Below are 19,448 nucleotides of genomic sequence, written 5' to 3' on the forward strand. Positions count from 1 at the left end.
ATAAAATCCAAAATTTTATTTTTTAGGAGTTATTAAGATGTTTAAATCTTTAAATATAGGTTTAAAACTTATTTTTTCTGTAGCAACTGTTGTTGTTATTGGGCTTATTATTTTAATCTCATTAATCACAAAACAAGTAAGTCAAAATATTACCAAAAACACAGAAGATATTCTAGCTTCTATCACGAAAGAATATGCTACCCAAACTCAAGGAATTTTTGGGGAAATGATTGCTTTAAATAAAAGTATTTCAGGTACTTTAACAGAAATGTTTAGATCAACTTCAAAAGAAAATTTAGATATAGATAGTATAACAAATATTATAACCAATACTTTTGATAATAGTGCTTATTCTAATTTTACTTATTTGTATCTTATCGATCCGCCAGAATATTTTAAAGAGGAGAGTAAATTTTTCAATACTCAAAGTGGAAAATTTGTTATGCTTTATGTTGATGAAGAAAAAGATAGCAAAGGCGGGATAAAAGCAATACAAGCTAGTGATGAAATAGCTAATTTACAAGTTGTGCAAGATATATTAAAAAAAGCAAAATATGGGGAAAATAAAGTATATATAGGACGTCCTATTAGGATGAATTTAGAAGGTCAAGATTTTGATGCTGTAAATATTGCTATGCCTATATTTGACCGAAAGAATCAAGTTGTAGGTGTTATCGGTATGACTTTGGATTTTTCGGCTATTGCTACTTATCTTTTAGATCCTAAGAGTCAAAAATATGATGGAGAATTAAGAGTTCTTTTAAATTCCGATGGATTTGTCGCGATTCACCCTAATAAAAATTTGGTTTTAAAAAATTTAAAAGATATCAATCCTAATAAAGGTGCACAAGAAACTTATAAGGCTATGAGCGAAGGAAAAAATGGAGTTTTTAACTATATAGCTTTTGATGGTGATGATTCTTATGCCGCGATTAATAGTTTTAAAGTGCAAGATAGTTCTTGGACAGTTTTGGTAACAGCCCCTAAATATTCAGTTTTTGAACCTTTGAAAAAATTACAATTAATTATTATCAGTGCATCTTTGATTTTTATTTTTGTTGTTTTAGGAGTGGTTTATTATTGTGTAAGAAAAATTGTTGCAACAAGATTGCCAATTATTCTTAATTCTTTAGAATCTTTTTTCCGTTTCTTAAATCATGAAAAAATTGAGCTCAAATTAATTAAAATTCGAGCTAATGATGAATTAGGGGCAATGGGTAGAATCATAAATGAAAATATTGAAAAGATTCAAATATCTTTAGAACAAGATCAAAATGCTGTAGATGAATCAGTGCAAACTGCTAGAGAAATCGAAAAAGGTAATTTAACTGCAAGAATTACTAAAAATCCTATAAATCCTCAATTAGTAGAACTTAAAAATGTTCTTAATAGAATGCTTGATGTTTTGCAAAGTAAAATTGGTTCTAATATGAATGAAATTAATAGAGTTTTTGATAGTTATAAAGCGCTTGATTTTAGCACAGAAGTATTTGATGCTAAAGGCGAAGTTGAGATTACAACTAATATTTTAGGTAAAGAAATTAAAAAGATGCTTGTAGCTTCTTCCAATTTTGCTAAAGATTTAGCCAATCAGTCAGAAGAGTTAAAAAATTCTATGCAAAAACTTGCTGATGGCTCTAATGCACAAGCGAGTTCTTTAGAACAATCGGCTGCAGCTGTAGAGGAGATTAATTCTTCTATGCAAAATGTAAGTGGAAAAACAGTTGAGGTTGCTTCGCAAGCTGATGATATAAAAAATATTGTCAATGTGATTAAAGATATCGCTGAGCAAACGAATCTTCTTGCTTTAAATGCAGCTATTGAAGCTGCACGTGCTGGAGAACATGGGCGTGGTTTTGCAGTTGTTGCAGATGAGGTAAGACAGCTTGCGGAAAGAACGGGAAAATCCTTATCTGAAATCGAGGCAAATATTAATATACTTGTTCAAAGCGTAAATGAAGTAGCAGAATCTGTAAAAGAACAAACAGCAGGAATCACACAGATTAACGATGCTATAGCGCAACTTGAAACTGTAACTAAGGAAAATGTCGAAGTTGCAAATGTCACCAATAATATAACAAATGAAGTCAATCAAATTGCTGCAGCAATTCTTGAAGATGTGAATAAAAAAAGATTTTAAAAAAAGCTCATTTTTGAGCTTTTAAATTTTTTCTATATTATTTAAAATTTTTAAACACAAAACAAGTAATAAAATAATATTATTTTCCAAAGCTAATATTAAGGAAAAATAATGAAAATTGATTGTCGCAATCTTTCTTGTCCTCAGCCTATAGTTGAAACAAAAAACGCTCTTGAAAAACTTCAGGAAAATGAAATTTTAGAAATCGTTTTAAATTCTATTATTTCAAAAAATAATGTTGTAAAATTTCTTAACTCTTTAAATTTAAACCCTGTTGTAGATGAAAATGCACAAGAGTTTTGCATCAAAGTACAAAAAAATAATTTTAATTCTAGTGAAGTAAATATTCACGATTATAATGTTTTATTTTTAAAAACTGACAAAGTGGGTGAGGGTGAATTGGGACAAAATTTACTTGTAGGATTTTTAAGTACCTTAAAAAATTTAGATCATGCCCCAAGTAAAATTCTTTGCGTAAATGAAAGTGTTTTAATCAATGTTGATGAAAATCATAAAGCACATTTAGCTATGAAAGAACTTGAAAATTTAGGTATCGAGATCATAAGTTGTGGAGCTTGTCTAGAATTTTTTAATAAAAGCAAAGAGCTTAAAATAGGAAATATAGGTAACGCATATGAAATTTTAAACGAGCTTTTTGGTAAAGCAAAAATTATTACTTTGTAAAGGAAAAATACTGCAATATAAAAATCAAAATTTAACCCATTTTGTTAAAGCAGCAGGCTGAGCAGCGAAATTAAGCCCGGGTGGTCTTAAAACAATTTTAAATTTCATGCAAAAAACCCCTGCTTTACTTAGTGATATCGGAAATAATGAAGATGCAAGCGTATATCAAATCAGTCCCGATTTAGCTTTGGTGCAAACGCTTGATTTTATCACTCCTATAGTAGACAGTGCTTATCATTTTGGTGCTATTGCTGCAGCAAATGCTTTAAGCGATGTTTTTGCTATGGGTGCAGAGGTGATTAATGCCTTAAATATAGTAGGTTTTGATACTTGTAATCATGATTTAAATATCTTAAAAGAGCTTTTAGAGGGCGCAAATGATAAGGTTCAAGAATGCAATGCTTTAGTTGTGGGTGGTCATACTATAGAAAGCACTGAGCTTTTTTTTGGACTTAGTGTTACAGGAAAAATACATCCTAGTCAATTTATTGCTAATAATACTTCTAAAGTTGGAGATTGTATCATTTTAACCAAGCCTTTAGGAACGGGAATTTTAAGCACAGCCTTAAAGGCGCAAATGTTAAATCAAAAACATTTAGATATAATGCTTAAAAGTATGATGGAGTTAAATTATAAAGCCAGTCAAATTGTTCTTAAATTTCATCCAAGTGCCATGAGTGATGTCACAGGTTTTGGACTTTTAGGACATTTAAAAGAAATGCTAAATAAAAATATTTCTTTTGAAATTTTTGAAAGTGAACTTCCTTTTTTAGATGGAGTAAAAGAGTATTTTAATATGGGTTTAATTCCTGCTGGAGCTTATAAAAATTTAGAATTTATAAAAGAACTTATCCCTGATTTAAATGAAGAAAAATTATTACTTTGTGATCCGCAAACTTCAGGAGGACTTTTGATTTCTATAAGTGAAAAAGAATCCTTAGAATGTTTAAAAAAACTAGAAGATGAAAATATTCAAGCTAAAATTATTGCCAAGGTTGTAAATAAGCAAGAAAATGATATTATCATTTCTTAATTTTTGTTACTTATATACCCATTAAAATTTTTTTTATCATTTTTTATACATTTTCTATGATTTAAAATATTATTTTTATCTTATTTATATATTATCTATTAAAATTTATTTTATCTTAGGAGATATAAAATGATACAAAAAGCTTTAGCCTTAGCTGAAGAATTGCAAGGACAAATAGAAGTCAATATTTCAAATTCTGAAAAAGAATTTCATGCTAAAATGCAAAAACTTCTTAATAATCCCAAAAATAAAGTTATGCTTATAGAACTTTTAGATCGTTCTTTTAGATGTAAAGATAAAAATGCAAGTTTTGAGCTTATAGAATATACTTTGAGTAAATATGGCATAGCGGATTTTTTTAGCACTTTTGAAAAATTCCTACTTTTTAGCTTTTTAAATTTTGGCAAATTTGCTCCTAATTTAAGTGTACCTTTTTTTGTCAAACATTTAAGAGAAGATACTAAAGCTATGGTTCTAGATGCAAATCCTAGTGTTTTAGAACCGCACATTAACAAAAGAAAAGAGCAAGATAAAATTACCTTAAATGTGAATTTAATCGGCGAAGAGGTTTTAGGTGAAGCTGAGAGTAAATATCGTATGCAAAAATATGAAGAGGCTTTAAAATCAAGTTATATCACTTATATTTCCATAAAAATTACTACGATTTTTTCACAAATTAATATTATAGATTTTGATTATTCCAAAGAAGAGGTAGTAAAAAGACTAGATTATCTTTATGCTTTAGCCTTAGAAGAAGAGAAAAAACAAGGTGTATCTAAATTTATCAATCTTGATATGGAAGAATTTAGAGATTTAGAACTTACTGTTGCAGCTTTTATGGAAAGTGTGGCTAAATTTGATATTAAAGCGGGGATTGTTTTGCAAGCTTATATTCCTGATTCTTATGAGTATCTTAAAAAACTTTTTGCTTTTTCAAAAGAGAGGGTTTTAAAAGGTATGAAGCCTATTAAGATCCGTTTTGTTAAGGGTGCTAATATGGAAAGTGAAGAAACTATTGCATCTCAAAAAGGCTGGGAGCTTCCTACTTTTTACAAAAAAATAGATACTGATAGCAATTATAATAAAATGCTTGATTTTATTCTTGAAGGAGATAATTATAAATACATCAACATAGGAATTGCAAGTCATAATATCTTTGAGATTGCTTATGCTTATACACGCATAAGTGAAGCGGGTGCTTTAGATTCTTTTACTTTTGAAATGCTTGAAGGTATGAGTTTGCAATGTTCTTATGAATTATCTAAAATGCATGATTTAATCCTTTATGCCCCAGTTTGCGATGAAGCACATTTTAACAATGCCATTGCTTATCTTGTAAGACGCCTTGATGAAAATACAAGTGAAGATAATTTTATGCGTTATTTTTTCAATCTTAAAGTAGGAGATAAAAACTGGAATATCCAAAAAGAACTTTTTTTAAAATCTTTAGAAGGCATAAAAACTCTTGATAATACTACACATCGTAAGCAAGATAGAAATAAAGAATCAAATATCATAAGTTCTTATGAAAGTAAAAAATTTAGCAACGAAAGTGATACGGATTTTATTTTAGCGCAAAATAGAGCATGGGCTAAAGAAATTAAAGCTAAATATGAAAATTTAAAAGATTATGATGTTTATCCTGTTATAGGTGAGCTTGATTTTAAAGCAGAAAATTTAAATGTTTTAGAAGTTAAAGATAAGATTGAAGATAGAGTGATAGGAAAGGCTTATTTAGCCGGAGAAAAAGAAATCAAACAAGCTTTAGAAGTAGCTAAAAATTCCAAATTTACACAAAAAAGTCATGATGAAATTTATCAAATTTTAGCTAAAAGTGCAAAACTTATGAGAGAAAGAAGAGGGGATTTGATAGGTTTGGCAGCTTTAGAAGTGGGCAAAACCTTTTTAGAGATCGATCCTGAAGTAAGTGAGGCTATTGATTTTATAGAGTTTTATCCGCACTCTTTAGAAGAGCTTAAAAAACAAAATCCAAAAGTTAAATTCACACCTAAGGGCATAGGGGTTACCATAGCTCCTTGGAATTTTCCTATAGGGATTTCAGTGGGCACCATAGCTGCACCACTAGCTGCAGGTAATGTGGTGATTTACAAACCTTCTTCACTTTCAACTCTAACAGGTTATATGCTTTGTAAGTGTTTTTGGGATGCAGGTATTCCAAAAGACGCTTTGATTTTCTTACCTTCAAAAGGAAGTGATATTTCTAAATATTTACTTGTTGATGAAGCGATTAAATTTTCAATTCTTACAGGAGGGGAGGATACTGCTTATGCTATGTTAAAAGCTAATCCAACCTTGCTTTTAAGTGCTGAAACGGGCGGAAAGAATGCGACTATAGTTTCTAAATTTGCTGATCGTGATAGTGCGATTAAAAATATCATTCATTCTGCTTTTAGCAATAGCGGTCAAAAATGTTCAGCTACTTCTTTGCTAGTTTTAGAAGAAGAAGTTTATCATGATGAAGAATTTAAAAAGACTTTAGTAGATGCTGCAAGTTCTATGGCAGTGGGTAATCCTTTTGAATTTAAAAATAAATTGGGTACTTTAGCTGATAAGCCAAGTTCTAAAGTTCAAAAGGCCTTAGATGAATTACAACCTTATGAAGAATGGGCATTAAAACCTAAGTTTTTAGAGAATAATCCTTATTTGATGACTCCAGGTATAAAATATGGCACTAAAAAGGGTGATTTTACTCATATGAATGAACTTTTTGTACCGATTTTAAGCGTGATGAAGGCTAAAGACTTAAAAGAAGCTATTGATATAGTAAATTCCACAGGTTATGGTTTAACTGCAGGTTTTGAAAGCTTAGATGAAAGAGAATGGGAGTATTTTCACACTCACATAGAAGCAGGAAATATTTATATCAACAAACCAACCACAGGGGCTATAGTACTGCGTCAACCTTTTGGAGGGGTTAAAAAATCAGCCATAGGTTTGGGTAGAAAAGTGGGAATTTATAATTATATCACTCAATTTTTAGAGATTAAGCAAGAAGATTTTGATGATCATTTAATTGAAGATAAATTTTCAAAAAAATTAGCACAAATAGATTTAAAAGAAGCACAAGATTTTATGAACGATTTAATTAAAATGTCTCAATCTTATGCTTATCATTATAAAAATGAGTTTAGTGTTTCAAAAGATTATGTCAATATACGTGGAGAAGATAATCTTTTTTCTTATACTAAAATAAAGAATATGGTTTTAAGACTTTGTGGAAATGAAAGCTTAAAAGATGTTTTAGGGGTGATTTTAGGTGCAAATATTGTAAATATTGATCTAAGTATCAGTTATGATGAGCAAGATATTAGTATGATAGAACGAATTGTTCAAAGCATAGGAGTAAAAGTATTATTTTTAAAAGAAAATAAAGAAAATTTTATCAAGAGTATTAAAGAATATGAAAGAGTGCGTTATTTAGCAAAACCAGATGTAAATGATGAGATTTATAAAGAGGCTGCAAAGCTTGCTAAAATCATCATAAGAGAAAAGCCATTGTTAAATGGTCGTTTTGAACTTTTAAATTATTTTAATGAAAAAGCTTTAAGTATATCTTTTCATCGCTATGGAAATTTAGGCATTAGAGCAATATCTTAATGATCAAGGAGAGATTGATGGAAGTAGTTCAAATTAATACCCCAATAGCAGTGATGTTTGTAGTTTATGCCTTGTTAATGCTTTATATAGGTTTTTATTTTTATAAACAAAATAAAAATTCAGAGGATTATTTTCTAGGTGGGCGTACTATGGGGCCTGTGATATCTGCGCTTAGCGCAGGGGCTTCTGATATGAGTGGTTGGCTTTTAATGGGATTACCAGGAGCTTTATATGTAAGTGGCTTTATAGATTCTTATATTGCAATTGGGCTTACTATAGGAGCTAGTTTAAATTGGATTTTTGTGGCAAAAAGACTTAGAATTTATACCAGTGTGATTGCAAATTCTTTGACTATTCCTGATTATTTTGAAACTCGTTTTGATGATGATAAACATATACTACGCATCGTATGTGCGGTGGTAATTTTGATATTTTTTACCTTTTATGTTTCATCAGGGCTTGTAAGTGGAGCAAAACTTTTTGAAAGTACTTTTGGTATCAGATATGATTATGCTTTAACTACTGGAACGATTATTATTGTTGCTTATACTTTTTTAGGCGGATACAAGGCGGTTTGTTGGACGGATATGATACAAGGGCTTTTAATGATGATGGCTTTAATTATTGTACCTTTGGTTATGCTTTATCATTTAGGTGGCTTTGGTGAAGCGGTGAATATAGTAAGAGAAATAAAGCCACAAGCTTTATCTATGGGCGAAGGAGTAGGAGTTATAAGCATTATATCTGCACTTGCTTGGGGTTTGGGTTATTTTGGTCAACCACATATTTTAGTGCGTTTTATGTCGATTCGTTCTACTAAAGATATTCCTATGGCCACTTTTATAGGTATTGCTTGGATGGCGGTTTGTCTTTTAAGTGCTTGTATGATAGGTATTTTGGGCATAGCTTATGTGCATAAATTTGAATTAAGTTTGCAAGATCCTGAAAAGATTTTCATCGTGATGTCGCAGCTTTTATTTAATCCTTGGATAGCAGGTATTTTACTCAGTGCTATTTTAGCAGCTATTATGAGTACAGCAAGTTCACAATTGCTGGTTTCAAGTTCTACTATAGCGGAAGATTTTTATAAAAAGATTTTTAGAGAAGATGCACCAAGTCATGTTGTATTAAATTTAGGTAAATTAGGTGTTTTACTAGTAGCTGTAATAGCGTTTTTGATTTCTACTGATAAAAACTCAAGTGTTTTGAGTATAGTTTCTTATGCATGGGCTGGATTTGGAGCTTCTTTTGGTTCTGTAATGCTTTTTTCTTTATTTTGGAGTAGGATGACAAGAGTAGGAGCGATTTTAGGTATGATAACAGGAGCTGCTACTGTGGTGCTTTGGAAGAATTTTGCAAATTCAGGTCTTTATGAAATAGTTCCAGGGTTTTTAGCAGCTTCTGTGGTAATTATTATTGCAAGTTTGTTTACAAATGTAAGATCTGGAACTAAAGCAGCTTATGAAAAGATGTTAAAAGAGCTTTGAGAACAAAAGCCTTTTTTAAGGCTTTTGTATTAAAAATCTTAGCGTGGATCCACTTTGATCGATTTCAAGCACTTTAAAACCACGGTTTTTTGCATCTTGAGGTATGGAATTGATACTTTGTGGGCAATCACAAAGCACTTCCAAAATTTCTCCGCTTTGAAGCTTAGGTAAGACATCAAGTGTTGCTATAGCAGGATAAGGACAAGCTTCACCTTGTAAATTTAAACTATAAGTAATTTTCACTGTTTATCCTTTAAGTTGATTTTTAAAGAAGTGTTTTTTGTAAAATACTACAAAAACAAACATCAAGATGAATAAAATAAGGTTGATAAAAAATCCATTTAAATTTCCAAATTCAGTTAAAAGATTGATTTTTATACCTTCTTTAAAAGCTTTTGGTAAAAAGTCGTAACTTAAAGCTAAAATCATAGTTCCTATTATATTTGCAATTCCTACTATCATAAAATGACTTTGTCCTTCAAAGGCACGATAAGCCCAACCACACTCACAACCTCCGGCAAAAACTATACCAAAACCAAACAAAAATGCTCCTACAGCTACAGCAGGAGAAAGTTCTATGAGTTTGCTAGTATGACCTTGCAAGATAAAAGCAAAAGCGATTAAAGAGGCGATAATCATACTGATTAATGCGCCTTTTATAGCATTATCTCTACCAAATAAAAACAAATCTCTAAAGCAAGAAGTAAAACAAATTTGCCCTCTAGAAATAACAAAGCCAAAAACAAAACCAAAAATCAGCGCTAAAGCTAGAAGGCTTTGTTTGTTTTGTGTGCTGATATTGCCGTTTGTAAAAACAAGATAAAACACCCAAACTAAAAAGGCTATGAAAAGTAATATGCCTAAGTTAAAATATAGTTTTGTACGCAAACTTTGCTTGTTTAGCGGCAAGTTTTCTTTATTTACCCGTTCTAATTTAGCTTTAGGTTTAAAAAAGGAAGTGTTGCAAATTTTCACTCCTAGATAAATTCCTAAAACCATAAAAACAGTAAAAAGCCAAGTGTGTAAAGAAAAATAAGGTAAACCTGTAAAAAAATTAGCTAAATTGCATCCAAATGCAAGTCTTGCTCCATATCCTGAAAGAATTCCACCTACTATTGCTTGAAAAATTCTTATATTGCTAGCAGGTAGACGAAATTTGACTTTGTTAGCTAAAAGTGCGGCTACTAAACAACCTATAAACATACCTATGAGCATAATACCATCAGTTCTTGTTAAAGGGGTTCCATTTAAATTTTGCTTTTGGTAATAAGAATACCCATCTAAATTCATACCTAAAAGTTCTAAAAATTCACCACCCCAACGCGTCATTTCTCCAGTAACAGCCCAAACGCCACCAAAAATCCCAAAATACACTGCACTTAAAATTCCAAGTGCAATCATAGAACGGGAATTGTCCCAAAAATTGATTAAATATTTTTGTTTAAAAGAATTCAAAGAAAGATCCTAAAAATGTAATCATCAAAACTTGATGCTAAAAAAAGAGTGAGATTATAGCTTAAATTTAATATGAAGTCAAAAAGAATATTGATAAATTTATTTTGTTTTTCATTAAAAATCGCTATAATTATCACTTTGGAAGATTAGCGTATCTGGTGATCGCCACTGACTTCAAATCAGATGAAAGGATAGTTGACTATTCTTTGGGGAGTTCGATTCTCTCATCTTCTCGCCAATATTAAGTAAAATCAAGGAAATTTTTATGAGCAAAGCAGATATTATTGTCGGCATTCAATGGGGCGATGAAGGAAAAGGTAAGGTAGTTGATAAATTATGTGAAAATTATGATTTTGTTTGCAGAAGTGCAGGTGGACACAATGCAGGACATACGATTTGGGTAAATGGTGTAAGATATGCGCTTCATCTTATGCCAAGTGGAGTTTTGCATCCAAGATGTATTAATATTATCGGAAATGGAGTTGTGGTTTCTCCTGAAGTATTGATTGCTGAAATGGCTCAATTTGAAAATTTAAAAGGTAGATTATATATCAGTGATAGAGCTCATTTAAATTTAAAACATCATTCTTTAATAGACATTGCAAAAGAAAAACTCAAAGGCAAAAATGCCATAGGAACAACAGGTAAGGGTATAGGACCTTCTTATGCAGATAAGATTAATCGTACGGGACATAGAGTTGGAGAGCTTTTAGAACCACAAAGACTTTGTGAGGCTTTGATGAAAGATTTTGAAGCTAATAAAACTTTTTTTGAAATGCTTGAAATTGAAATTCCAAGTGCTGAAGAATTGCTTGCTGATTTAAAACGCTTTAATGAAATTTTAACTCCTTATATTACAGATACTACAAGAATGCTTTGGAAGGCTTTAGATGAAGATAAAAGAGTGCTTTTAGAAGGAGCTCAGGGTTCTATGCTTGATATTGATCATGGAACTTATCCTTATGTTACAAGTTCAAGTACTATTTCAGCAGGCGCTTTAACAGGACTTGGGTTAAATCCTAAAGAAGCGGGAAATATTATAGGTATTGTAAAAGCTTATGCAACGCGTGTGGGAAATGGAGCTTTTCCTACTGAGGATAAGGGCGAAGATGGAGAAAAAATTGCGCAAATTGGAAAAGAAATTGGCGTAAGCACTGGACGTACAAGACGCTGTGGATGGTTTGATGCGGTTGCTGTAAGATATACAGCAAGGCTTAATGGTCTTGATGCTTTATCTTTGATGAAGCTTGATGTTTTAGATGGTTTTGAAAAGATAAAAATTTGTCGTGCTTATGAATATAAGGGTATGGAAATCGACTATATACCAAGTGATTTAGAAAATGTTCAACCTATTTATGAAGAAATGGATGGTTGGGATAAAGTTTTTGGTATAAAAGATTATGATTTATTGCCAGAAAATGCTAAAAAATATATAGCAAGACTTGAAGAGCTTGCAGGGGTTAAAGTAAAGTATATTTCCACTAGCCCTGAAAGAGATGATACTATCATCTTATGAAAAGTAAATATAATTCTGTTGTAAAAGTAAGAAAACAACAACTTGATAAAGCAGAATCAAATCTTAATCAAGCCAAACAAAGACAGCTTGAACATGAAAAAGCTTATGAACTTTCACGCCAAGAGTGTGAAAGTTTAGGCGTATTGCCAAAATCAGGATCTATAGCAGAATTAAGATCAAATTTAAGTATGGCGCAAGTAGGACGCGAGGCTTTGGCAAGAGCTAAGGAGAAAGTAGAACTTTCTAAAAAAGAAATGAATCATTATCAGTTTTTATATCAAAAAGCGCATTTAGATTATGAAAAAATGAAGGCTTTGGAAACTGAAGAAATTAAACAAAAACAAAAAGAACTTGCGAAGGCTGAAGAAAAATTTTTAGATGAAATTGCAATCAGTCGTTTTTTCAAAGGGGAAAAAGATGATTAAAAAATTTATATTGTTAGTTTTTATTTCAAGTGTAGTTTTTGGAGCTGAACAAGATTGTGAGCAGTATTTTGAAGCTAGAAAAGCTCAAATTGAATTGCAAACTAGAGAATTTGATGAAGCAAGACAATCTTTAGAAGCTTATAAAGCCTCTTTTGAAGCTTTGCAAAAAGAAAGGCTTGAAAATTTAGAAAAAAAAGAGGCTGAGGTTAATGCAACTTTAGCAAAAATTGAAGAATTAAAGCTTGAAAACGCAAGGCTTGTAGAAGAGCAACAAAAGATTTTAAATTCAATCAATGATAAAACTCAAGGTAGGGTTAAAGAAATTTATTCCCAAATGAAAGATGCAGCCATTGCAGATGTTTTAAGTCAAATGGATGCAGAGGATGCAAGTAAAATAATGCTTTCTTTGGAATCGCGTAAAATTTCAGGTGTTTTATCTAAAATGGATCCAAAAAAAGCTAGCGAGCTTACTTTGCTTTTGAAAAATTTAGATAATAATGCTAGTAATTAGGTGATTAAAAGAATGAAAATTTTTCATTTTTAACATTCTTTTACCAAAAATAAGCTATTATTTCAAACATTATTAAATAAAAGGTTTTCAAGATGCGTATAAAATTACCACATATTCCTTATATCGCAAATAAAATGATGTTAGATATAGCTAATTCTTCTTTTGTAGAAATTAAAGATCAATTAGAAAAGCTTAAGGTATGTATAATAGAAGTTTTAGAGAAAGATATTCTAAATGAAAGAAAATTAGATGAAAGAGTAAAAGAGCTTTTAGAGCAACAAGAAGATGAAATGGAGCTTATGCAAGTAGATCGTAAAAATATGTTTTGGCTTGTGAAGAAAAAGTTAGCTCCTGAATTTAATGTGATTTTAGATTCTGAAGATAGACATAATCATCTAGCGCATCAAATTTTGGAAGAACTTGTAGAGAATGATTATATTAATTTTATAGTGAGTGAAAATAGAGTTAAAAATTTAATCTTTTCAAGCATAGAGTCTTATCTTAAAATTTATGAAAAACTTGAAGATGAGGTTTATGAGAAAATTAGCAATTATAAAACAAAACCTATTCCAGGTAGCGAAGAATACGATCTTATCTTTGAAAAACTCTATCAAGAAGAGCTTAGAAAAAAAGGTATGTTTTAATGAAGGCTTATATTTATTTAGAAAATGATATTTTTTTAAGTGCTAAGGCTTTTGGAAAGAGCGGTACTTTTTTTGGAGAGCTTGTATTTAACACTTCTTTAACAGGGTATCAAGAAATTATTTCAGATCCTTCTTATGCAGGGCAATTTATCGTATTTTCCATGCCAGAAATTGGTATAGTGGGAACCAATGAAAATGATAATGAAAGTAAGGAAATTTTTGCAAGTGGCGTTTTAATGCGTGAATTAAGTTCTAGTTTTTCAAATTTTCGTGCTAAAGAAAGTCTGCAAGATTATCTTGAAAAACATGGAAAAATAGGAATTTATGAACTTGATACGAGATATCTAGTAAAAATGATAAGAAATAATGGCAATTTAAGAGCTGTAATTTCAACTGAAATTTCAAATAAAGAAGATTTAAAAATCGCCTTAGAAAAATCAGCAAAAATTGATGAAGTAAATTTTGTAAAAGAAGTTAGCACTAAGAAAAATTATTCTCATAAACAAGGTGTTTGGGACGCTAGTTTTCAAAAATTTAATGATGCTAAAAGAAGTGAGAAAAAAGTTGCTGTTATAGACTATGGTGTTAAAACAAATATCCTAAATGAACTTGTAGAAGTAGGTTTTGAAGTAGAAGTTTATCCATATAATGTTAAAGCAGATGAGTTGATTACTCTGTATAAGAAAGGTGAAATTCAAGGCGTGTTTCTTTCTAATGGTCCAGGTGAGCCAAGGATTTTAAAACAAGAGATTGCAGAGATTAAAAAACTTGCAGAAGCTAAAATTCCTATGCTTGGAATTTGCTTAGGTCACCAGCTTTTAAGTAATGCTTTTGGATATGCAACTTATAAAATGAAATTTGGACAACATGGAGCAAATCATCCTGTGATCAATCTTGATACAAAAACGGTAGAAATTACCGCACAAAATCATAATTATAATGTTCCAGAAGAATTAGCTCAAGTGGCTCATATCACTCATAGAAATTTATTTGGCGACAATGTTGAAGGAGTAAGATATAAAGACTATCCTATTATTTCAGTCCAACATCACCCAGAAAGTTCTTCGGGTCCTCATGAAAGTAAGTACATTTTTAAAGAATTTATGAATTTGATGTGAGTATAGATTTTTTAGCTATTATCAGCGTTGCTTTTTTATCTAGTTTTGGACACTGCTATTCTATGTGCGGTGGTTTTAATTTACTTTTTATAAATTTGAATTTAAAAAGCAATAATTTATTTGTATTAACTTTTATTTATCATTTGTTTAGAATTTTTGCTTATATTGTTTTAGGGATAATTTTTGGGACTTTTGGGAATATCTTAGCAATCAATACTAAGGTTCAAAGTTTGTCATTTTTTATTCTTGGTATATTTATGATGATTTTGGGTTTTGCTCTTATTTTTAGAGGCAACATATTATCTTTTATTGAAAATAATGTTTTTTTTGATAGTTTTGTAAAGAAAATTATTAAAAAATCTAAAAATTTTAAAGGAATAAAATCAGCCATATTTTTAGGATTTTCAAATGGTTTTGTTCCTTGTGGATTGGTGTATTTTTTTATAGCCAATGCAATGAGTAAGCAAAATATTTTTGAAGATATTTTGGTAATGATGATTTTTGGAATATCAACTTTACCTGCGATGTTATTTTTTTCTAAAATTTCACAGTTTTTTAGTGATTTTTTGAAAAATTTGTTTAATTATTTATCGTATGGCATTATTGTTTGTTACGGTATAAATCTTGCCTATATAGGTTTTAAGGCTTTTCAATGAAAGATTTTTTTAAAGATCAGTTTTTTAAAGCTCTTGAAAAAAATACAATTTTTTCAAGAGCTGATGTTCAAGGAAATTTAATTTTTGTCAGTGATAAGCTTTGTCAAATAAGTGGATATAGTAAAAAAGAGCTTATAGGAAAAAAACATTCAATATTTAAACATCCAGATGTTGAGGAATGTTATATTGAAGAACTTTTAAAAAAACTTTCATATAAAAAACCTTATCAAGTTATTTTTAAAAATATTGATAAATTAGGCAAAACTTTCTATCTTGAAACTTTATTAATCCCCATATTGGATAAAAATAATGAATTAATAGAAATAGTAGCATTCTCTCATGATGTTAGTAATTCTTTTAAGCTTAATGAAGAGCTTGCTCTAAATCACGCTAAATTAAGAGAATTAAGTATTAATCTTGAAAATACAGTTAAAAATCACCAACAGGAATTTATACAGTTAGGTAAAAAATTTGAGAAAAAAATGCAAATTGCCTTGGAAAAAAATGAAAAAGATATTAAAATAGTCTATGAAGAGATTTTGAAATCTTCATTAGAGCAAATGATTAGTGATATAGCTCATCAATGGAGGCAACCGTTAAATGAGCTTGGTATTGCTATGTTTCAAATGAAACAAAATCTTAAAGATGAAAAAGGATTTGCTGAGATTTATTCACAATCAAAAGATATGATTAAAAATATGTCAGAAACAATTGATGTGTTTAGAACTTTGTTTAATAAGGGGGTAGAACAGTATATATTTATAAAAGAGACTTTAAATAAAGCCTTAGAAATTGCTTTTGAAACTATAGAAAAAAATCATGTAAATATCAATATTGTTTCGAAAAGTGATTATGAAGTTTTGGCATATGAGAATGGTTTAATAAGAGTTTTTCTTAACTTGATTTTAAATTCAATAGAAGCATTTAAAAACAAAAAAAGAAAAATCATAACAATAACTTTTTCAAAATTTGGAAAAAATTATCTGAAAATTACAATAAAAGATAATGCTGGTGGGATTGATAAAGAAAACTTAGATAAAATTTTTCAACCTTATTTTACAACAAAACATCCTAGTCAGGGTATAGGAGTAGGACTTTATATAAGTAGACAAATTATCGAAAGTTTCCAAGGAAAAATAAAAGTTAAGAATGGAAAAGATGGGGCTTGTTTTGAAGTATTTTTAAAGCTAAAAGAGAGGGTAGAGTAAAAATGTCACAAGAATGTAAAGAATTGATAATATTAGTAGTTGAAGATGAGATTAAGACTAGAGAATCATTGATTAATGTATTAAGCGAACGCTTTAGTAAAGTAATCGGAGCTCAAAATGGAGATGAAGGACTTAAAAAATTTAAAAAATTTAAACCGGATTTAGTTATCACAGATATTGCTATGCCTATTATGGATGGACTGGATATGGCAAGAGAGATTAAAGAAATTTCAGATGATGTCCCAATTGTTGTTCTTAGTGCGTATTCAGAGAAAGAGAGACTTTTGCGTTCTATTGATATTGGTATAGATAAATATTTGATCAAACCTATTGATATAGAAGAGTTGTTTAAAGTTTTAGATTGTCTGATAGGCGAAAAAATTGAAGCAAATATGCTTGTAAAAATTTCTGAAGAATATCAATTTAACAAAACTAAACGAACTTTGATTTACAATGGTGAAGAAATTGTTTTAACTAAAAAAGAATTGGCTTTTATTTCTTTGCTTTTAAAGCAACCTGGGGCTTTGGTTTTGCATGAAGATATTAAGAAAAATGTTTGGATAGGTGAACATGTGAGTGATACTGCTGTTAGAACTTTTATTAAAAGAGTAAGAGATAAAGTGGGTGAAGATTTTATAAAAAATGTACCAAGTTTAGGTTATAAGATAAATATCAATAAATAAGACTGATTTAGCCTTAAAATATAAAGCATAACAAATGATTAACAAAATTATCATTTTTAAGAAAAAATGTATAATTAATATTCTATAATATTCTCTTGTTATCAAAAATTTTAAGGAGAAAGTCGATGCATCCAGGTAATGTATTAAATTACGACTATACGGTTGCAAGATATTTTATGTTTACAACCGTATTGTTTGGCATTGTTGGTATGGCTATAGGAACTCTTATAGCTTTTCAAATGGCATATCCTAACTTAAATTATTTAGCAGGAGAATATGCCACTTTTTCAAGACTTAGACCACTTCATACTTCAGGTGTGATTTTTGGTTTTATGCTTTCAGGGATTTGGGCAACTTGGTATTATATAGGTCAGCGTGTTCTTAAGGTAAGTATGGCTGAGTCAAGATTTTTAATGGTTGTTGGTAAGCTTCATTTTTGGCTTTATATGCTTACTATGGTTTTAGCTGTTATATCTTTGTTTATGGGTGTGACTACATCTAAAGAATATGCAGAGCTTGAGTGGCCTTTAGATATTCTTGTTGTTCTTGTTTGGGTTTTATGGGGTGTAAGTATTTTTGGACTTATTGGAATTCGCCGTGAAAAAACTCTTTATATTTCTTTATGGTATTATATAGCTACATTTTTAGGTATAGCTATGCTTTATCTTTTTAACAACATGGAAGTACCAACTTATTTTGTTGCTGGAATGGGTAAATGGTGGCATAGTGTATCAATGTATGCAGGAACAAATGATGCTTTAGTACAATGGTGGTATGGACATAATGCTGTGGCATTTGTATTTACTGTGGGTATTATCGCTCAAATTTATTACTTCTTGCCAAAAGAAAGTGGTCAGCCGATTTTCTCCTATAAACTCTCTTTATTTGCATTTTGGGGCTTAATGTTTGTTTATCTTTGGGCAGGTGGTCACCATTTGATTTATTCAACTGTACCTGATTGGATGCAAACTATGGGTTCGGTTTTCTCTGTAGTATTGATTTTACCTTCTTGGGGTTCAGCGATTAATATCTTGCTTACTATGAAAGGTGAGTGGAGCCAGCTTCGCGAGAGTCCATTGATTAAATTTATGATTTTGGCATCAACTTTCTATATGTTCTCAACACTTGAAGGGCCAATTCTTTCAATTAAATCTGTTAATGCTTTAGCACACTTTACAGATTGGATTCCAGGACATGTTCATGATGGAACATTAGGTTGGGTAGGATTTATGACTATGGCTGCGCTTTATCATATGACTCCTAGAGTTTTCAAAAGAGAGCTTTATAGCAAATCTTTAATGGAAGCTCAATTTTGGATCCAAACCACAGGCATAGTTCTTTATTTTGCTTCAATGTGGATTGCGGGTATTACTCAAGGTATGATGTGGAGAGCGACAGATGAGTATGGTAACTTGCTTTATAGCTTCATTGATACTGTTGTGGCTATTGTTCCTTATTATTGGATTAGAGCGATTGGTGGATTGTTGTATCTTATCGGTTTCTTTATGTTTACTTATAATATTTACAAAACAATTGCTTGTGGAAGAGTGCTTGATAAAGAACCAAAAAGCGCTTCGCCTATGGCAGCATAAAAAGGAGAAAATATGTTTAGTTGGTTAGAAAAAAATCCATTCTTTTTTGCTGTAGCTGTTTTTGTAGTGATTGCTTATGCAGGTATAGTTGAAGTTTTACCAAATTTTGCAGAAAATGCAAGACCAATTGAAGGTAAAAAACCTTATACGGTTTTACAACTTGCAGGGCGTGCAGTATATATTAAAGATAGTTGTAATGCTTGTCATTCACAGCTTATTCGTCCATTTAAATCAGAAACAGATCGTTATGGTATGTATTCTGTAAGTGGTGAATTTGCTTATGATAGACCTTTTCTTTGGGGCTCAAAAAGAACAGGACCTGATCTTGCTCGTGTAGGAAATTATAGAACAGCTGATTGGCATGAAAATCATATGTGGGATCCTACTTCTGTTGTTCCAGATTCTATTATGCCTTCATATAAGCATATGTTTAAAAATAATGCAGATATTGAAACTGCTTATGCTGAGGCTTTAACTGTGAAAAAAGTTTTCAATGTTCCTTATGATACAGAAAATGGAACAAAACTTGGTTCTTGGGAGGATGCACAAGCTGAAGTAAAAGCTGAAGCTCAGGCTATAGTTGATCAAATGAAAAATCAAGAAGTAAAAGATGCTTTTGCTAAAGGTGAAATCAAAGAAATAGTTGCTTTGATCGCTTATTTAAATAGCTTAAAGTAA

Annotated in this window: 17 protein-coding genes and 1 tRNA gene; 16 read left to right on the forward strand and 2 right to left on the reverse strand. The window is 30.5% G+C overall.

From position 1 onward, the window contains the following. Positions 1-37: 37 nt before the first annotated feature. From ccaA to putP, 5 genes are all read left to right on the forward strand, one after another. Positions 38-2,140: an aspartate chemotaxis receptor CcaA gene (gene ccaA, locus ELQ09_RS00260; protein ID WP_070316795.1), complete on the forward strand. Its 2,103-nt coding sequence runs from the start codon at positions 38-40 to the stop codon at positions 2,138-2,140. 111 nt (positions 2,141-2,251) lie between these two features. Next, entirely contained in the window at positions 2,252-2,824 is a 573-nt protein-coding gene (gene yedF / locus ELQ09_RS00265; RefSeq protein WP_052785480.1) for a sulfurtransferase-like selenium metabolism protein YedF, read from the forward strand. 10 nt (positions 2,825-2,834) lie between these two features. Beyond that, entirely contained in the window at positions 2,835-3,857 is a 1,023-nt protein-coding gene (gene selD / locus ELQ09_RS00270; RefSeq protein WP_079461991.1) for a selenide, water dikinase SelD, read from the forward strand. A 129-nt stretch (positions 3,858-3,986) separates the two neighbouring features. Then, positions 3,987-7,475: a proline dehydrogenase family protein gene (locus ELQ09_RS00275; RefSeq protein WP_134224847.1), complete on the forward strand. Its 3,489-nt coding sequence runs from the start codon at positions 3,987-3,989 to the stop codon at positions 7,473-7,475. A 17-nt stretch (positions 7,476-7,492) separates the two neighbouring features. Continuing rightward, positions 7,493-8,962 (forward strand): sodium/proline symporter PutP, encoded by a 1,470-nt coding sequence (gene putP / locus ELQ09_RS00280; RefSeq protein WP_208357092.1) that lies wholly within the window; start codon positions 7,493-7,495, stop codon positions 8,960-8,962. A 15-nt stretch (positions 8,963-8,977) separates the two neighbouring features. Here the strand turns inward: putP and yedF (ELQ09_RS00285) are convergent, their stop codons facing one another. Beyond that, positions 8,978-9,205: a sulfurtransferase-like selenium metabolism protein YedF gene (gene yedF / locus ELQ09_RS00285; protein WP_002862153.1), complete on the reverse strand. Its 228-nt coding sequence runs from the start codon at positions 9,203-9,205 to the stop codon at positions 8,978-8,980. A 3-nt stretch (positions 9,206-9,208) separates the two neighbouring features. Continuing rightward, positions 9,209-10,417 carry a selenium metabolism membrane protein YedE/FdhT gene (gene yedE / locus ELQ09_RS00290; protein ID WP_070300849.1) on the reverse strand — a complete coding sequence of 403 codons (1,209 nt, stop codon included), beginning with the start codon at positions 10,415-10,417 and terminating at the stop codon, positions 9,209-9,211. Between the two features lie 140 nt (positions 10,418-10,557). On the opposite strand from yedE, the gene ELQ09_RS00295 reads away from it, so the two are divergent. The 11 genes from ELQ09_RS00295 (at position 10,558) to ccoO (ending at position 19,448) form a co-directional block, all read left to right on the forward strand. After that, positions 10,558-10,655, forward strand: a tRNA-Sec gene (locus ELQ09_RS00295). Between the two features lie 27 nt (positions 10,656-10,682). Further along, entirely contained in the window at positions 10,683-11,933 is a 1,251-nt protein-coding gene (locus ELQ09_RS00300; protein WP_052785477.1) for an adenylosuccinate synthase, read from the forward strand. Further along, the gene (locus tag ELQ09_RS00305) at positions 11,930-12,358 is read left to right on the forward strand and encodes a flagellar export protein FliJ (RefSeq protein WP_002880459.1); all 429 of its coding nucleotides are present in this window, start codon (positions 11,930-11,932) and stop codon (positions 12,356-12,358) included. Before ELQ09_RS00300 ends, ELQ09_RS00305 begins: the two co-directional genes overlap by 4 nt. Next, the gene (locus ELQ09_RS00310) at positions 12,351-12,869 is read left to right on the forward strand and encodes a MotE family protein (RefSeq protein WP_002851265.1); all 519 of its coding nucleotides are present in this window, start codon (positions 12,351-12,353) and stop codon (positions 12,867-12,869) included. Before ELQ09_RS00305 ends, ELQ09_RS00310 begins: the two co-directional genes overlap by 8 nt. A 92-nt stretch (positions 12,870-12,961) precedes the next feature. After that, positions 12,962-13,513, forward strand: coding sequence for a DUF507 family protein (locus ELQ09_RS00315; protein ID WP_002851269.1), 552 nt, complete (start codon positions 12,962-12,964; stop codon positions 13,511-13,513). Continuing rightward, positions 13,513-14,631 carry a glutamine-hydrolyzing carbamoyl-phosphate synthase small subunit gene (gene carA, locus ELQ09_RS00320; RefSeq protein ID WP_052785476.1) on the forward strand — a complete coding sequence of 373 codons (1,119 nt, stop codon included), beginning with the start codon at positions 13,513-13,515 and terminating at the stop codon, positions 14,629-14,631. The genes ELQ09_RS00315 and carA overlap by 1 nt, the downstream gene beginning before the upstream one ends. Next, complete coding sequence (locus tag ELQ09_RS00325; RefSeq protein WP_134263681.1) at positions 14,628-15,287, forward strand: sulfite exporter TauE/SafE family protein; 660 nt, start codon at positions 14,628-14,630, stop codon at positions 15,285-15,287. The genes carA and ELQ09_RS00325 overlap by 4 nt, the downstream gene beginning before the upstream one ends. Then, a complete protein-coding gene (gene bumS / locus ELQ09_RS00330) occupies positions 15,284-16,495 on the forward strand; it encodes a butyrate sensor histidiine kinase-like phosphatase BumS (RefSeq protein WP_134263682.1) in 1,212 nt (403 codons plus the stop codon). Before ELQ09_RS00325 ends, bumS begins: the two co-directional genes overlap by 4 nt. Before the next feature lie 2 nt (positions 16,496-16,497). Further along, the gene (gene bumR, locus ELQ09_RS00335; protein ID WP_134263683.1) at positions 16,498-17,178 is read left to right on the forward strand and encodes a butyrate response regulator transcription factor BumR; all 681 of its coding nucleotides are present in this window, start codon (positions 16,498-16,500) and stop codon (positions 17,176-17,178) included. Between the two features lie 125 nt (positions 17,179-17,303). Then, positions 17,304-18,770: a cytochrome-c oxidase, cbb3-type subunit I gene (ccoN, locus tag ELQ09_RS00340; RefSeq protein ID WP_134263684.1), complete on the forward strand. Its 1,467-nt coding sequence runs from the start codon at positions 17,304-17,306 to the stop codon at positions 18,768-18,770. 12 nt (positions 18,771-18,782) lie between these two features. Continuing rightward, the gene (gene ccoO, locus ELQ09_RS00345; protein WP_002855439.1) at positions 18,783-19,448 is read left to right on the forward strand and encodes a cytochrome-c oxidase, cbb3-type subunit II; all 666 of its coding nucleotides are present in this window, start codon (positions 18,783-18,785) and stop codon (positions 19,446-19,448) included.

It is taken from the genome of Campylobacter sp. CH186 (assembly GCF_004378925.1).
Taxonomy (GTDB): domain Bacteria; phylum Campylobacterota; class Campylobacteria; order Campylobacterales; family Campylobacteraceae; genus Campylobacter_D; species Campylobacter_D jejuni.

Coding starts and splice junctions, on each gene's coding strand:
- ccaA (WP_070316795.1), top strand. CDS start 38: ATGTTTAAATCTTTAAATATAGGTTTAAAACTTATTTTTTCTGTAGCA.
- yedF (WP_052785480.1), top strand. CDS start 2,252: ATGAAAATTGATTGTCGCAATCTTTCTTGTCCTCAGCCTATAGTTGAA.
- ELQ09_RS00275 (WP_134224847.1), top strand. CDS start 3,987: ATGATACAAAAAGCTTTAGCCTTAGCTGAAGAATTGCAAGGACAAATA.
- putP (WP_208357092.1), top strand. CDS start 7,493: ATGGAAGTAGTTCAAATTAATACCCCAATAGCAGTGATGTTTGTAGTT.
- ELQ09_RS00300 (WP_052785477.1), top strand. CDS start 10,683: ATGAGCAAAGCAGATATTATTGTCGGCATTCAATGGGGCGATGAAGGA.
- ELQ09_RS00305 (WP_002880459.1), top strand. CDS start 11,930: ATGAAAAGTAAATATAATTCTGTTGTAAAAGTAAGAAAACAACAACTT.
- ELQ09_RS00310 (WP_002851265.1), top strand. CDS start 12,351: ATGATTAAAAAATTTATATTGTTAGTTTTTATTTCAAGTGTAGTTTTT.
- ELQ09_RS00315 (WP_002851269.1), top strand. CDS start 12,962: ATGCGTATAAAATTACCACATATTCCTTATATCGCAAATAAAATGATG.
- carA (WP_052785476.1), top strand. CDS start 13,513: ATGAAGGCTTATATTTATTTAGAAAATGATATTTTTTTAAGTGCTAAG.
- bumS (WP_134263682.1), top strand. CDS start 15,284: ATGAAAGATTTTTTTAAAGATCAGTTTTTTAAAGCTCTTGAAAAAAAT.
- bumR (WP_134263683.1), top strand. CDS start 16,498: ATGTCACAAGAATGTAAAGAATTGATAATATTAGTAGTTGAAGATGAG.
- ccoN (WP_134263684.1), top strand. CDS start 17,304: ATGCATCCAGGTAATGTATTAAATTACGACTATACGGTTGCAAGATAT.
- ccoO (WP_002855439.1), top strand. CDS start 18,783: ATGTTTAGTTGGTTAGAAAAAAATCCATTCTTTTTTGCTGTAGCTGTT.